This is a genomic window from Collinsella aerofaciens, assembly GCF_015556945.1.
GTDB lineage: Bacteria > Actinomycetota > Coriobacteriia > Coriobacteriales > Coriobacteriaceae > Collinsella > Collinsella aerofaciens_AO.
The window spans coordinates 130,280-144,259 of sequence record NZ_JADNNH010000001.1 but is presented as its reverse complement, the minus strand read 5'-3'; the positions used below and the strand labels follow the sequence as shown (position 1 = coordinate 144,259).

The 13,980-nt window shown below is 57.7% G+C and carries 11 protein-coding genes; 7 read left to right on the top strand and 4 right to left on the bottom strand.

The window, feature by feature from the left end; translation table 11 throughout:
• Positions 1-83 precede the first annotated feature (83 nt).
• From ruvC to I2F59_RS00610, 5 genes are all read left to right on the top strand, one after another.
• On the top strand, positions 84-605 hold the full coding sequence (gene ruvC / locus I2F59_RS00630; protein ID WP_022095142.1) for a crossover junction endodeoxyribonuclease RuvC: 522 nt from the start codon (positions 84-86) through the stop codon (positions 603-605).
• A complete protein-coding gene (gene ruvA, locus I2F59_RS00625) occupies positions 605-1,225 on the top strand; it encodes a Holliday junction branch migration protein RuvA (RefSeq protein WP_099431955.1) in 621 nt (206 codons plus the stop codon). Before ruvC ends, ruvA begins: the two co-directional genes overlap by 1 nt.
• Entirely contained in the window at positions 1,225-2,292 is a 1,068-nt protein-coding gene (ruvB, locus tag I2F59_RS00620) for a Holliday junction branch migration DNA helicase RuvB (RefSeq protein WP_022095140.1), read from the top strand. The genes ruvA and ruvB overlap by 1 nt, the downstream gene beginning before the upstream one ends.
• 144 nt (positions 2,293-2,436) lie before the next feature.
• Positions 2,437-4,104: a formate--tetrahydrofolate ligase gene (locus I2F59_RS00615; RefSeq protein ID WP_195502769.1), complete on the top strand. Its 1,668-nt coding sequence runs from the start codon at positions 2,437-2,439 to the stop codon at positions 4,102-4,104.
• 180 nt (positions 4,105-4,284) lie between these two features.
• Positions 4,285-5,268 (top strand): hypothetical protein, encoded by a 984-nt coding sequence (locus I2F59_RS00610; RefSeq protein WP_148332062.1) that lies wholly within the window; start codon positions 4,285-4,287, stop codon positions 5,266-5,268.
• Positions 5,269-5,280: 12 nt separating this feature from the next.
• Here I2F59_RS00610 and I2F59_RS00605 read toward each other — a convergent pair whose 3' ends face one another.
• Positions 5,281-6,462, bottom strand: coding sequence for a cation diffusion facilitator family transporter (locus I2F59_RS00605; protein WP_195502767.1), 1,182 nt, complete (start codon positions 6,460-6,462; stop codon positions 5,281-5,283).
• Positions 6,463-6,707: 245 nt separating this feature from the next.
• Between I2F59_RS00605 and I2F59_RS00600 the strand changes: the two genes are divergently transcribed.
• Both I2F59_RS00600 and I2F59_RS00595 read left to right on the top strand, forming a co-directional pair.
• Positions 6,708-8,045, top strand: a complete 1,338-nt coding sequence (locus tag I2F59_RS00600) for a TFIIB-type zinc ribbon-containing protein (protein WP_195502765.1) — start codon at positions 6,708-6,710, stop codon at positions 8,043-8,045.
• A gap of 141 nt (positions 8,046-8,186) precedes the next feature.
• The gene (locus tag I2F59_RS00595; protein WP_195502763.1) at positions 8,187-8,843 is read left to right on the top strand and encodes a restriction endonuclease subunit S domain-containing protein; all 657 of its coding nucleotides are present in this window, start codon (positions 8,187-8,189) and stop codon (positions 8,841-8,843) included.
• Here I2F59_RS00595 and I2F59_RS00590 read toward each other — a convergent pair.
• From I2F59_RS00590 to I2F59_RS00580, 3 genes are read right to left on the bottom strand one after another with little or no spacing between them, the layout of a single operon-like run.
• Positions 8,809-9,315 carry a restriction endonuclease subunit S gene (locus I2F59_RS00590; protein WP_148332066.1) on the bottom strand — a complete coding sequence of 169 codons (507 nt, stop codon included), beginning with the start codon at positions 9,313-9,315 and terminating at the stop codon, positions 8,809-8,811. The genes I2F59_RS00595 and I2F59_RS00590 overlap by 35 nt on opposite strands.
• On the bottom strand, positions 9,305-10,828 hold the full coding sequence (locus tag I2F59_RS00585) for a type I restriction-modification system subunit M (protein ID WP_148332067.1): 1,524 nt from the start codon (positions 10,826-10,828) through the stop codon (positions 9,305-9,307). Before I2F59_RS00585 ends, I2F59_RS00590 begins: the two co-directional genes overlap by 11 nt.
• Before the next feature lie 14 nt (positions 10,829-10,842).
• Positions 10,843-13,932, bottom strand: a complete 3,090-nt coding sequence (locus I2F59_RS00580) for a type I restriction endonuclease subunit R (RefSeq protein ID WP_148332068.1) — start codon at positions 13,930-13,932, stop codon at positions 10,843-10,845.
• Between the last annotated feature and the right edge of the window lie 48 nt (positions 13,933-13,980).

The following is a 13,980-nucleotide window of genomic DNA, read 5'->3' as shown; positions in this document are numbered from 1 at the left end:
CGTTGTGTTATTCTAGAACAGACGTTCGTGAATGATGCGCGGGGCCTTGCCTTGCGCTGTGCTTGTGGCGAGGGGAGGTCGGCTTGGTTATCTTGGGCATTGACCCCGGTTTGGCTCATACGGGTTGGGGGATTATCGAGGAGCGGCGTGGCGAGGTTCGCTGCCGTGCCTATGGCTGCATCGAGACCAGTGCCGGAAGTCCGCTCGCGGTGCGCCTGTCGCATATCGCCCATGACCTTAAGGATGTCGTTGAGCGTTATCGACCCGACACGGCTGCTGTCGAGAGCATCTACTTTGGTGCCAACGTTCGTTCGGCCATTCCCACGGCGCATGCCCGAGGTGCTGCGCTTGTGGCGCTTTCGGAGTGCGCGCTCGAGATTGGCGAGTACACGCCCATGCAGATCAAACAGGCTGTGGTGGGCACCGGCGCCGCGGACAAGCGGCAGGTCGCCTACATGGTACGCACGCTAACACAGCTCGACCACGACCCGCATCCCGACCATGCCGCCGATGCCCTGGCCTGCGCCATCTGCCACGTAAACCTCAGCCGCACCCGCGCCCTCACCGGTGGCGAGTTCTATCAACAGAGAGGAACCGGATACTGATGATTTCCCAGCTCCACGGAACGCTTGTCGAGTCCACGATGAGCTCTGCTGTCGTCGATGTGTCGGGCGTTGGCTTTGAGCTCGGCATTTCGGGCAGCACTGCGGCCACGTTGCCGACGCCCGGTGGCGAGGTCCGCCTCTACACGCGTATGCAGGTGCGCGAGGACGCCATGACACTTTTCGGTTTTTCCTCAAAGGATGAGCGCACGATGTTCGACCGGCTCGTGTCCGTTTCGGGCGTTGGCCCGCGCCTGGCGCTTGCCGTGCTTTCCACCTATACCGTGGGGCAGCTGTATTCGCTGGTGATGGCCGAGGACGACAAGGGCATGGCCAAGGTACCCGGTGTGGGCAAAAAGACAGCTCAGCGCCTGATCCTGGAACTCAAGAGCACCTTTGCCAAGGATAAGGGCTTTGTGCCGGTCGACGTGATTCCCGGACAGGTTGCGATGCCCGTGCCCGCTGCCGCTCCCTCGGCGATCGATGATGCCCGTGCGGCGCTCCTTTCCATGGGCTTTAGCCCGCAGGAGACCGATGTTGCCCTGAGCGGGTATGATGGGCAGAATATGCGTGTCGAGGATCTGCTCGGCGCGGCGCTTAAGCGACTCGGAATGGATGCGTGATGTGGGAAGCCGATGACTCTCAGGACCTGTGGGCGACGCCCGGTAACTCGCCGGCGGCATCCATGGCGCACGGCGAGCGCATGGTGGGCTCGGAGCTGACGGCCGAGGATCTCGATGTCGACCGCACTTTGCGCCCTCAGCGCCTGGACGATTACTGCGGCCAGGAGCACATCAAGCAAAGCCTGCGCGTGTTGATCGAAGCGGCGCAGAGCCGTGGCGAGACGCTCGACCACGTGATCTTCTCGGGTCCTCCGGGCCTGGGCAAGACCACGCTGGCCACCGTTATCGCCAACGAGCTGGGCGCTCAGATCAAGACCACGAGTGGCCCTGCCATCGCGCGCACGGGCGACCTGGCGGCCATCCTTACTAACTTGCAGCCGGGCGATGTGCTGTTTATCGACGAGATCCACCGCCTCAACCGTTCGGTCGAGGAGGTCCTGTACCCCGCGATGGAGGACTTTGCCCTCGATATCGTGATTGGCAAGGGTCCGGCGGCGCGCTCGATTCGCTTGGATATCCCCAAGTTTACGCTGGTGGCGGCAACGACCCGTTCAGGCATGTTGACCGGCCCGTTGCGCGACCGCTTTGGCATTTCATATCGCCTGGATTACTACACGGTCGAGGAGCTCGCGCAGATTGTGACGCGCTCGGCGACTATCCTGGGCGTGACGATCGACCATCCCAGTGCACTCGAGATCGGCTCGCGTTCGCGCGGCACGCCACGTCTTGCCAACCGTCTGCTCAAGCGCGTGCGCGATTACGCACAGGTGCGCGGCAACGGCCCCATCGAGCTCGATATCTGTCGCCAGGCGCTCGAGTTCTTCGAGATCGACGAGCTCGGTCTGGACTGGATGGATATTCGCATTTTGGAGACGCTCGCCAAGACGTTCTCCGGTCGCGCCGTGGGACTTACGACCCTTGCCAGCGCGGTGGGCGAGGACCCGGGCACGCTCGAGGATGTCTATGAGCCCTATTTGCTGCAGTGCGGATTGATGATTCGTACGCCGCAGGGCCGTCAGGCAACCCTCCGCACCTTTGAGCACCTGGGGATTGAACCTACCGTTTAGGGCGTTTTGTTTTGGCGGGCTGTTGGACTATCGCTGGGCATCGGGTAAACATATCGCCGTTCATCGGTTATGGGCGTTTTACTATTGCGCGCCCGTGCTATGCTGAATTGGTCTTTTTCTCATTCGGTAACGAAAGGACCGCCCATGCCTACTGACATCGAAATCGCACGTTCTGTCACGCCGCTGCCTATTACCGAGGTGGCCAAGAACGCCGGCGTCGACGTTAAGCACCTTATTCCGTACGGCTTCGACAAGGCTAAGGTCGACTATTCACTGCTCAACGAGCCGACTGATCACCAGGCCAAGCTCGTCCTCGTGACCGCTATCAACCCAACGCCCGCGGGCGAGGGCAAGACCACCACGACCATCGGTCTGGCCGATGGCCTGCGTCGTCGCGGCGTCAAGAGTGCCGTGGCCCTGCGTGAGCCTTCGCTCGGTCCCGTCTTTGGCGTCAAGGGCGGTGCCGCTGGCGGCGGTTGGGCCCAGGTCATTCCCATGGAGGACATCAACCTGCACTTTACCGGCGACTTCCATGCCATCGGTGCTGCCAACAACCTGCTGGCCGCCATGCTCGATAACCATATCCAGCAGGGCAATCAGCTCGGTATTGACGTTAAGCGCATCACCTGGAAGCGCGTTGTCGACATGAACGACCGTCAGCTGCGCCATGTTATCGATGGCATTGGCGGTAAGGCCCAAGGTGTGCCGCGCGAGGACGGCTTCGACATCACCGTTGCCTCCGAGGTCATGGCAATCCTGTGCCTGTCTACGAGCATCAGCGACCTCAAGGAACGCTTGGGTGAGATTGTCGTCGGCTATAGCTTTGCCGGCGAGCCCGTCCGTGCCCGCGACCTCAAGGCCCAGGGTGCCATGGCCGCGTTGCTTAAGGACGCGCTCAAACCCAACCTGGTGCAAACGCTCGAGGGTACGCCCGCGTTTGTCCACGGCGGTCCCTTCGCCAACATTGCCCACGGCTGCAACTCTATCATGGCCACGCGTATGGCGATGCGCTTTGGCGATGTTGCCATTACCGAGGCCGGCTTCGGTGCCGATCTGGGTGCCGAGAAGTTCCTCGACATCAAGTGCCGCATGACGGGCGTTCGCCCCAGCGCCGTCGTGGTCGTCGCGACCGCTCGTGCGTTGAAGTACAACGGTGGCGTCGCCAAGGCCGACCTCAACGAGGAGAACCTCGAGGCCCTCAAGGCCGGCATGCCCAACCTGCTGCGCCACGTCGACAATATCCAGAGCGTCTATGGTCTTCCCTGTGTGGTCGCCATCAACCGCTTCCCGACGGACACCGAGGCAGAGCTTGCGCTCATCGAGTCCGAGTGCCAGAAGCTCGGCGTTAACGTTAAGCTGTCCGAGGTTTGGGCCAAGGGCGGCGAGGGCGCGCTCGAGCTGGCCGACGAGGTCATGCGCCTGATCGAGCAGCCGAGTGAGCTCAAGTTTGCCTACGAGGACGGCGCCGATGTTGCCGATGCCCTCGAGGCCGTTGCCACCAAGGTTTACCGCGCCGATGGCGTCGACTTTACGCCGGCTGCCAAGCGCCAGCTCGCCGAGCTGCGCGAGAACGGCTTTGGCAACCTGCCGGTGTGCGTCGCCAAGACGCAGTACAGCTTTAGCGATAACGCCAAGGCTCTGGGCGCTCCCGAGAACTTCCGCATCACCGTGCGCGAGCTCAAGGTTTCCGCCGGCGCCCACTTTGTGGTCGCGTTGACTGGCAGCGTTCTGACCATGCCGGGCCTGCCCAAGGTGCCCGCGGCGGAGAATATCGACGTCGACAACGACGGCAACATCACCGGCCTGTTCTAAGCCTGCTGCTCATAGCCGCTTGCCCGCCCCGCCGCGCCCACCAAGGCCCGGCGGGGCTTTTTGATCCTTGGGCACGCGCATGTCTTGTAGATACCGGCGGGCTTTGCCCATCATAGGCTTTTGCGCGGGTAGAATGCATGGATAACTTGATGCTTACAGGCGACGGAAAGGAAACGTTGCATGGACCAGGACAAGACGACCGTGATGGGCGGATATGGCTCCGCACAGGCTGGCGATAGCGCCGATGCGACTCGCGTTGTTCCCAACCCCGGTTATACCGACCCCGCCGCGACGCAGACGTCTGCCGAACCCACACGGGTTATAGGCTACGGCGATACACCACGGGATCCGTTTGATTATGCACCGCAGGACCCGTATGACAATGCGGCGCCGGACCCGTATGGCAATGCGGCGGCAGGCGCTTATAACAACCTGCCGCAAAATCCCATTCCGCAGCCTCAGCAGACGACGTATATGCCGCGCACGGCGCAGGCCCAGCCTCGCTATGAGTCGCGCGATCCGTATGCGCGCCAGCCCCATCGCGAGTATCCCAAATCGATTCCGCAGTATGGTGAGGACGAGGAAGAGACGCCGTCGCGTTCGTCGAGTGTGATCAAGAAGATCCTGATTGTGCTGGCAATTTTCTTTGCCCTCTCGATTGTGTTCGCCATTGTGACGGGCATGCTCAACAAACGAGGTGCTACAACCAGCACGACGGCCGAGCAGACAGAGGTCGACCAGACAGGTGCAGTAGAGCTGAGCGATATCCCGGGACAGTACTGGTCCAACGCCAAGAAGCTCCTCAAGTCGCGCGGAGCCGACCTTTCGAACGCCGTGATTCTGACCGACGATGGCTCAACGCCCGTCATCGATTCCAACTGGGTTGTTACGAATGCCTACTATAACGACAACGGCAACCTGGAGATTCAGCTCACGCACAAGAACAACTATGGCAACTCGTCCGGCGGCCAAAGCGGTACCGACAGCTCGAGCTCCAATACGCTGGAGGACTTGAGCAACAAGGCGCAGGAGTTGGGAGATAAGGCGCAAGAGCTGGGCGATACGGCACAAAACCTGGGTGATACTGCTCAGAATCTGGGCGATATGGCTACCAATGCCTGGGACGCTCTGCAAAACGGCATTTCGGGCGCACAGGGTAACTAGCTGTTAAGCGGGCTACAGCTGCCCTGCCGGACGCTCGGGCGAGCTAAAGCCCGAATCGAACGTGACGACGCATGACGCATCGGGCCGGCGCTCGTGCACGATGCGCGTGACGAGCTCCAGCAGCTCCTCGTCGGATATGTCAAAGCCGTCGGGACGCACCAGGTCAAACGAAACAAAGCCGTCGTGCTCATGTAAGTCGTGGATGGAGAGCGCAGGGTCGATCTGCGCTACGCCGCGCTTTACCCAGCCGCGCAGGTCGTCACCGGTTGTTGCAATGGGATCGCAGTGCAGCGTTATGGCGATGCCCATCTGGCGTTTGATGTCGTGTTCGATGGTGTCCAGAATCTCGTGGTGCTCAAAGGCATCGCCCTCGCCGGGCATTTCGACGTGTGCGCTGGCAAACTGGCGGCCGGGGCCGTAGTCGTGCACCATGAGGTCGTGCGTGCCTAGAACCTGGGGGTATGACATGATCCTGTCGCGGATTTCCTGGACGAGCTTGGGGTCGGGCGCTTGCCCCAACAGCGGGCTGATGGCGTCGCGCACCAGGCCCATGCCGCTGATGCAAATGAAGATGCCAACGCCCAGGCCCGCCCAGCCATCGAGGTCAAAGCCGGTCGTCTGCGAAATAAGCGCCGCCACCAAGACCGAGCCCGAGGTGATGACGTCGTTTTTGGAGTCCTGCGCCGTGGCGATGAGCGTCTCCGAGTCGATGCGATCACCCAACGTGCGGTTGAACGCGGCCATCCAGAGCTTAACGAGCATGGATGTAGCCAGTGCCGCAAGGGAAACAAGCGTGTAAGCGGTGGGGGAGGGCTTGATGATTTTGGTGACCGACTCCAGGATTAGGTTGATGCCGACGGCACAAACGAGGACGGCGACAACCAAGCCGGCGAGGTACTCGTAGCGGCCGTGGCCATAGGGGTGGCCTTCGTCGGCCGGGCGGCTGGCAAGTCGGAATCCGAGCAGACTCACGATGTTGCTCGAGGCGTCAGAGAGGTTGTTGAAGGCGTCGGCGATGAGCGAGACAGAGCCGGCGAGCAGGCCCGCCCCGCCCTTGGCCAGACACAGGGTGATGTTGAGGCCAATGCAAATGAGGCTTGCGGCAAAGCCCGCGTTGGTGCGGCAGGAGGTATCGACCGGTTCGCTTTCGCTGCCGGGAACAAGCGTATGTACCAGCCGATTTACAAATAACATAACGATCGTCCTCACAATCATGGTTAAGGGGATAGTGTAGCTCGCATGGGCGCACCGTGCGCCGGTGCTCAGAAAATGCAGCAATGGTCTGCCGGTGCTAACGAGCGCGAGGCGGAGGGGGACGACTGCCCGCGCGCCTTCCCGTCCGACCGAGTGCTCCATTTTGGGCCACATGGGTATGGGTACGCGCCGATTTGCTCGACATACTTAATGTCGACAGCCCCTGTGCAAAGGAGGACGTATCCATGGACGAGATGTTTGCCATTAAATGCCAAAACTGCGGCGGCCCTATGTACTCACACCAGGCTAAACGCAGCTTTGAGTGCGCCTATTGCGGCACGGTCGTTCCGTGGCAGGCCGATGCGGGGGAGCCCAAGAGCGCCCTGGGCATTCGCCATACGCCGCTGACGGTTGTCGATGGACTGCTTAAGCTCACTCACGTGTCGCAGCTCGAGCGCCCGGTAGACCCGGACTGGTATTTCTTTAATTCGCACTGGCGCAATCAGTCGGTTCTGGAGCATCTGCTGTGGGAGGACCGCGGCACGGCTCAGGAGTTCCAAGAGGCTACGCATGTGAGCATCCCGTGCCCCTTCTGCGGCGCGTCCTTTGAGGGGTCATCGACCCAGCGCGTGTTTGAGTGCCCGTCCTGCGGCAATAAGATCGGCGTTGCCGACCTGCTCAAGCCCGGCACCTTTAGCAAACGCTTGACCTTGGGCGTTGGTGCGGAGTATGTACCCGAGCAGGGTATTCCCTGCGAAATCTCGCCGCAGCAGGCACGTGCCAACGCGCTGCAGCTGGTGCGCCAGTACCCTGACGCCTTTGCCGGGCACGACGTGGAAGACGCGATTCAAAATGACATGATGCTTTTCTACTTCCCCATGGCGCTCGCGGACCTGCGCATGATGGCAAGCTTCCCGGGCAAGGGGCTGAGCAAGGAGACCCTGGTGTACTACGAGGTGCTCGACTGGGCGTATCCGCGGGCAAACTACCTGGACGTTCGCCTTATGGGCATTCTGGAGCCGTGGGACTTTGCCAAGGTTGGGCCGTTTGACCCGGCCATGCAGGAAGGTGACTTCCGCGTTGTCTCCGTCGATGCGTCTACCAAGGACCAGGTGGTCATTGATAAGCTGGCGCTCGACATTGCCGGCAACGATGCCGAGGCGGTGCTGGGGCTCAATAAAAAGAGTATCCGCACGTGGGCGCGCAAGGCCCGCAAGCATAAGGACGGCCTGGTGATGGTGCCGGTCTACTTTGTCGATCGTCCGGCGACGGACAGCCGCGATGGCGAGCAGGTGCGCATTGCCGTAAACGGCCAGACGGGTCGCGCGGCCGCGGTGGTGTTTAGTGACAAGCGCGAGACGCATGTGGTGGCGCCGCTCAACCCGAGCCTGCATCTGTCCGGCGAAAGTACCGTGCATGCCACGCCCATCGAGGTCAAATACGTTAAATCGCCCTTCCTGTACCAGATCGTGCGCCGTGGAGGCGGCGAGCAGCTGCGTCAGGTGGCAGTGGCGGCAGAGGGTTCCTACCGAGAAGAAAAGCCCAAACGCAAGGGATTGCTCGCTGCGATTTTTGGTAAGTAGGGGAGCGGTGCCGGTTGGGGTCGTGATGCGATAACCAGCGACGCGGGGCAGCCCGCAGGAGTGCGGACTGCCCCGTTTTTTGCGGCGAGACATGGCGTCCGAGCTGCCGTAGAGACTTAGCTAAATGGCTATTTAGAAGAGTTGGCCGCGCTTGAGTTCTCTAGACGATTTGGCGAGATTGAATCGTCTATTGATCTCGGTAAGGTTCTCTCGATTTCAACAAAAACTTTGAAACCGCAAAACTGTCACGGAGAAATTTGGGAGCACTACAGCATTCCCGCTTATGATGCAAACCGTCGGCCTGTTTTTGAGTTGGCCGACGGCATCAAGAGCAACAAATATGTTATTGATGCCAATTGCATCTTAATTTCCAAGCTTAACCCTAGTATCAGGAGAATTTGGATGCCCGCCTGCTCAAGCAAGCAGGCTGTGTGTTCAACGGAATTCATTGTTTACAAGCCAAAGAACCCCGTCCATAAAGCTTTCTACTATGCCGCAATTGGCGCACCAGCTTTTAGAGACTTCCTTCTTGCGCATGTTACCGGTTCAACGGGTAGTCGCCAAAGGACGAAGCCTAAAGCAACGCTAACATATCCGATTCCCAACCCTGGTTTGGAATCTGTCGAAGATTTCTGTGCGTTTGCAAACCCGCTATATGAGCAGATAAAAGTCAATGAACGCAATTCGGCACAACTCGAGGAGCTTCGCGACACCCTTCTCCCCAAACTCATGACGGGCGAGATCGATGTCTCAGAGCTCGATCTCAAGCAGCTAAATAGCCATTTAGGCGAGTGTTGAGATTGATTTTTCGTTCTATCGCGGCGAGAAAGGAAACGATGGCGTCTTGCTTTTCTTTTGGGGGCAAGTCTAATCTCATGCCAAGTAGGCTTGTTTGGCTCAATTTTGGCTGTGTTGAGCCGGTAATATAGGCGGAGATGTCAGTTGAGTTTAAATAGAAGCGCAAATAATCAATGTTGCACTTATTCGTTTCGCACAGCACGTGTGCGTGATTGTTTACACGGAATTTGCCATCGACGGAATTGGCGATTGGGAGTTTGCGGCTCCTTAGGTTCTCTCCGTCTTCGGCAACCAATAAACGCTTGCCTTCGAAGGTATAGTCGCTTAAATAGTCGACTATACCCTGGGCTCCGTAATATGGATATTGACCTTTTCGGCTTGCCCTTTGCATTGACGATAGCGGCTCTCTTTTCGAATCTTCGAGAAGAATGATGTCCCCTAGAAATACGGGTGACGATGGCTTATATCCCATAACCAATCGCCTCCAGATTCTTCTTAATCTGCTCCTGCAAGCGGTTGGATTCTTCAAAGCACTTTGAAATTTCGCTGGTCAGGCGTGCCATCTTCTCATCAAACGGCTCACCGTCGTCTTCGACCTCGGCAATGCCTACGTAGCGACCGGGCGTCAGGATGAAATCTTGCTTGGCGATTTCATCCAAATCCGCTATGGCGCTGAACCCCTTCACGGGCTCGAACTCGCCCTTGCGGAAGGAGTCGAATGCGGATGCAACTTTGTTGATGTCCTCTTCGGTAAACTCGCGTAGTTTGCGAGAGACCATGGTGCCCATTTCGCGGGCATCGATGAATAGCGTCTTGCCGGACTGAGCCTTCTTCTTGTTCAGGATCCACAGACACACGGGAATTTGGGTGCTGTAGAACAGCTGCCCCGGCATGGCCACAATGCCCTCGACCAAATCGTCCTCTACGATAGCGCGTCGAATATCGCCCTCGCCGCTCGTCTGGCTCGAGAGCGACCCGTTTGCCAATACGAGGCCAATCTTGCCCGTGCCGTTAAGATGCCAAATCATATGCTGCATCCAAGCGAAGTTTGCGTTGCCCGTGGGCGGCATGCCGTACTTCCAACGTACGTCTTCCTGCAGCGCTTCGCCGCCCCAGTTCTTAAGATTGAAGGGTGGGTTTGCCAGTACAAAATCGAACTTTTCATTCTTGTGTTGGTCGGCACTGAAGGTGTCGGCGTAGTTGCCCAAGTCAGCCTCGATGCCGCGAATACCGAGGTTCATCTTTGCGAGCTTCCACGTGGTAGGGTTACTTTCCTGGCCAAAGATGGTGATGTCCTGTACCACGTTGCCGCCATGGTGCTCGACGAAGGCGGCGGACTGCACGAACATGCCTCCGCTACCACAGCAGGGGTCGTACACACGACCGTGGAAAGGCTGGAGGATTTCCACCAGCGTGCGCACGATGCACGACGGTGTATAGAATTCACCGGCGTTTTTGCCCTCCATTGATGCGAATTTCTGCAGGCAATATTCGTATGCGCGCCCTAACAGGTCTTTCTCGCTCTCGTTATCGGTCATTTGTACGTTGGTGAATAAGTCAACGACGTCGCCTAAGCGCCGCTTATCTAGTTCGGGACGAGCGAAGTTTTTGGGCAGCACGTCTTTGAGCTTATCGTTCTCGCGCTCGATGGCGCGCATGGCATTGTCAATGATCTGGCCAATTTCGGGCGTATGTGCCGCCTGTGAGATGTTCGCCCAACGTGCTTCTTCGGGAACGAAGAAGACATTCTGCTCCATGTAGCAGTCACGATCTTCCTCGTCGCCGTAACCCTCTGCGACGAGCTCTAGGTAGCGCTCGTCGAAACGGTCCGAGAGGTACTTCAGGAAAATGAGGCCTAATACGACGTTTTTGTACTCGGCAGCGTCCAAGTTGCCGCGCAGCACGTCTGCGGCGTTCCACAGTTGGTCCTCAAAGCCAACATCGGCCGTGTTCTTCTTGGTGTCCTTAGCTTTGCTTTTAGCCATGCTGTTTTAACTCCCTATGCTGCATTGTCGGCCCAAAGTTCGCACTGATCCATCACGGTGGCCAGTGCCGACTCCATGCCCTCTGGCGGATACTTATGATGTTTGAGCAGACGCTTAATTGCAACACGCATAGCAGCGCGTGCACTTTGCTTCTTCTGCCAATCGATCGTGCGCATTTCGCGCATCTTCGCAGCGAGCTCTTGCGTGATGGCGACCAATTCGTCATTCCTCTCGCGATAGTAATCGGCGACTGCTTGCGGTTGTGTTAGCGCCTCGTAAAACGCAAACTCCTCTTCGCTAAGCCCAAGCTCCTTTGCCTTTTGGTTTTCGGAAAGCATCTCCTTAGCCATCTTGAGCATTTCTTCAAACACTTCAGCGTTTGTGAGCTGCCCGTTGAGATAGCCATTTACCATGCTTTGCATGAGTTCTGAGTACTTCTTTGCCTGCGTTACGCTCTTCTTGCGGTAGCCCTTGATCTGGTCGTCGATGAGTTTTTTCAACAACTCGTAAGCCAAGTTCCTCTCTTTCATACGCGAGAGGCTCGACAGAAACTTGGGATCAAAAATCGAAACCGTTTCGTCTTCCACCTTAAACAGGTCTATTACGCCGTCGGTGTGGACGATGTTCTGTTCGAGCAGTGCATTGATGCGCTCATTTACCTGCTTAAGGGTAAGTTTGCCCCCGTTTTTGCTGCGGGTGCCGCCCTGCTCGGTGAGCTGAAGGATGAGCTCTCGAACAACCTGGAAATAGCCAGCCTCGATGCGCTGCATGTCTGTTGCGCGACTTTTGGCGAGTCCATAGGCCTTGAGCATGACTCCTGCCTGCTCAGCAAAGTCGCGGGCGGCATCTTCGTCGCCGGGTGCAAGGATATGATTTACTCCACCCGTTATGAGTTCGCTTCGACGTGCGGCGGACTCGGTGTTCATGAATTCCGAATAATCGTATCCGAACATTTTGTCGCGACAGACCGCCAGCTTTTCCAAGAACTTGGGATAGGCAGTTTTTCCGATATCCATGTCGCCGTATTTCTTTTGGTCGCGCTTGGTGTAGTCCTTCATGGCGCGTTTAAGGGCGTTGGCTATGCCTACGTAGTCAACAACCAATCCGCCAACCTTGTCTTTATATACTCGGTTTACGCGTGCGATTGCCTGCATCAGGTTATATCCGCGCATTGGTTTATACACATACATAGTGGCAAGGCTCGGCACGTCAAAACCGGTGAGCCACATGTCTACGACGATTACGATTTTGAGCGGGTCGGCGTCATCCTTAAACCGCTTTGCCATCTCCTTAACATGGGCCTTATTGCCTACGACGTCGAACCACCACTCGGGGTCCTGATTGCCCATGGTCATGACAACGCCGAGCTTGCCCTCGTCCTTCCAAGAGGGTCGCAGCTCGCATATACGTTGATATATAGCCATGGCAGCAGGGCGCGAATACGCAACGATCATTGCCTTGCCGGTGAGTTCGTGCGCACGGTTTATCTCATAGTGCTCTACGATGTCCTGACATAGGGCGTCGATGACTTCGGGTGCACCTAGAACGGCGTCCAGATTTGCAAAGTTGCGCTTGCTTGCGTCAATGGTTTCGGCGTTAGCCTGCTCGGTGAGCTTTTCGTACTCATCATCAACTTTTGCAAGGATGCCCTGATCCAGTTTGAGTGCGACGACACGGCTCTCGTAGAACACGGGTCGAGTTGCGTCGTCCTCTACTGCCTGAGTCATGTCGTAGACGTCAATATAATCGCCGAAAACCTCGCGAGTCGATCGATCTTCGGCAGAAATAGGGGTACCGGTAAAGCCGATGAAGGTGGCATTCGGAAGGGCGCGGCGGATGAGCAGCGCGGTGCCCGTGTGCTTTTTACCGTCACGGTCGTATTTTTCCTCGAACCCGTACTGTCCGCGGTGCGCCTCATCTACCATCACCACGACGTTCTTGCGCTCGGAAAGGGCGATGGCCTCCTCCTCGAACTTCTGCATGGTGGTGAAAATGATGCCGTTGGCACGGCGGCTCGAGATCTGCTGCGCAAGATCGGCGCGGCTCTGCGCCTGAACGGGCGTCTGGCGCAGGAAGTCTGAGCATTTGGAGAACTGCGCGAACAGTTGCGAGTCGAGGTCGTTGCGGTCGGTAATCACCACGATGGTCGGGCTGTCGAGTTTCTCTTCGAGCAGATGGGCAAGGAAAACCATCGAAAGCGACTTGCCCGAGCCCTGCGTGTGCCAGAAGACGCCGCCCTTGCCGTCGCCTCCGATGGCCTCATGCACGCTCTCGAGTGCTTTGTTCACCGCGAAGTACTGATGGTATCCCGCGAGGATTTTCGCGTCCTCGGAGAACAGGATGAAGTTCTTCAGGATGTCGATGAGCCGCTCCTTGGGGAACATGCCGTCCAGAGGGGTTTTCCAATCGGCGTACTGGGTGGCCTCGTAGCTCCCATCGACGCTCTTCCACTCAACGAAGCGCGACTCGTTGGCGGTGATCGTGCCAACCTTGGTGTGAAGCATGTCACTGGTGACGCAGAAGGCGTTGTACACGAAAAGCGATGGGATCTGTCGTTTGTAGTTTTGAATCTGTTGGTAAGCATCTTCGCTGTCAGCGTCGGCTCGAGCGGGTGACTTCAATTCAAAGAGAACGAGCGGAAGCCCGTTGACGAATACGATGACATCTGGACGTTTGTTGGTGCCACACTCGATGTAGGTCCACTGGTTAACAACGTGGAAGCAGTTCTTTTCGGGATTGTCGTAATCGACCAAGCGCACGATGTCCGTATGCTCTTCTTTGCCGTCAAACCAGCTTGTCTCCACGCCGTTCTGGAGCATGTCCATAAAGATGCTGTTCTTGGCGATGAGATCGCTGCCCTCGATTTCCTTTAGTCTGGTTATTGAGGCATCAATCGCTCGTCGATTGAGCGTGGGGTTAATGCTTTCAAGAGCGGGCCCAATGACGTCAGGTAGGAAGGCGTCGTCAAATGCGTCGGAGGAACGAGCGACATCAGGTCCATAGAGGTGCTCGTACCCCAGACTCGTTTGCAAGTGGTCAATGATGCCTTGTTCGAAAGCATCCTCATTAAATGACGTTGAGGAGCTGTAGTCGACAGCAATCATGCGCACTCCTTACCTTATGCTTCTACGACGCTGGTGAGCCTGTCCACC

Bases quoted from the DNA above. Each gene is read 5' to 3' on its own strand.
- I2F59_RS00580 (WP_148332068.1), bottom strand. From the start codon at position 13,932: ATGATTGCTGTCGACTACAGCTCCTCAACGTCATTTAATGAGGATGCT.
- I2F59_RS00605 (WP_195502767.1), bottom strand. From the start codon at position 6,462: ATGTTATTTGTAAATCGGCTGGTACATACGCTTGTTCCCGGCAGCGAA.
- I2F59_RS00615 (WP_195502769.1), top strand. From the start codon at position 2,437: ATGCCTACTGACATCGAAATCGCACGTTCTGTCACGCCGCTGCCTATT.
- ruvA (WP_099431955.1), top strand. From the start codon at position 605: ATGATTTCCCAGCTCCACGGAACGCTTGTCGAGTCCACGATGAGCTCT.
- I2F59_RS00610 (WP_148332062.1), top strand. From the start codon at position 4,285: ATGGACCAGGACAAGACGACCGTGATGGGCGGATATGGCTCCGCACAG.
- I2F59_RS00585 (WP_148332067.1), bottom strand. From the start codon at position 10,828: ATGGCTAAAAGCAAAGCTAAGGACACCAAGAAGAACACGGCCGATGTT.
- I2F59_RS00590 (WP_148332066.1), bottom strand. From the start codon at position 9,315: ATGGGATATAAGCCATCGTCACCCGTATTTCTAGGGGACATCATTCTT.
- I2F59_RS00600 (WP_195502765.1), top strand. From the start codon at position 6,708: ATGGACGAGATGTTTGCCATTAAATGCCAAAACTGCGGCGGCCCTATG.
- ruvB (WP_022095140.1), top strand. From the start codon at position 1,225: ATGTGGGAAGCCGATGACTCTCAGGACCTGTGGGCGACGCCCGGTAAC.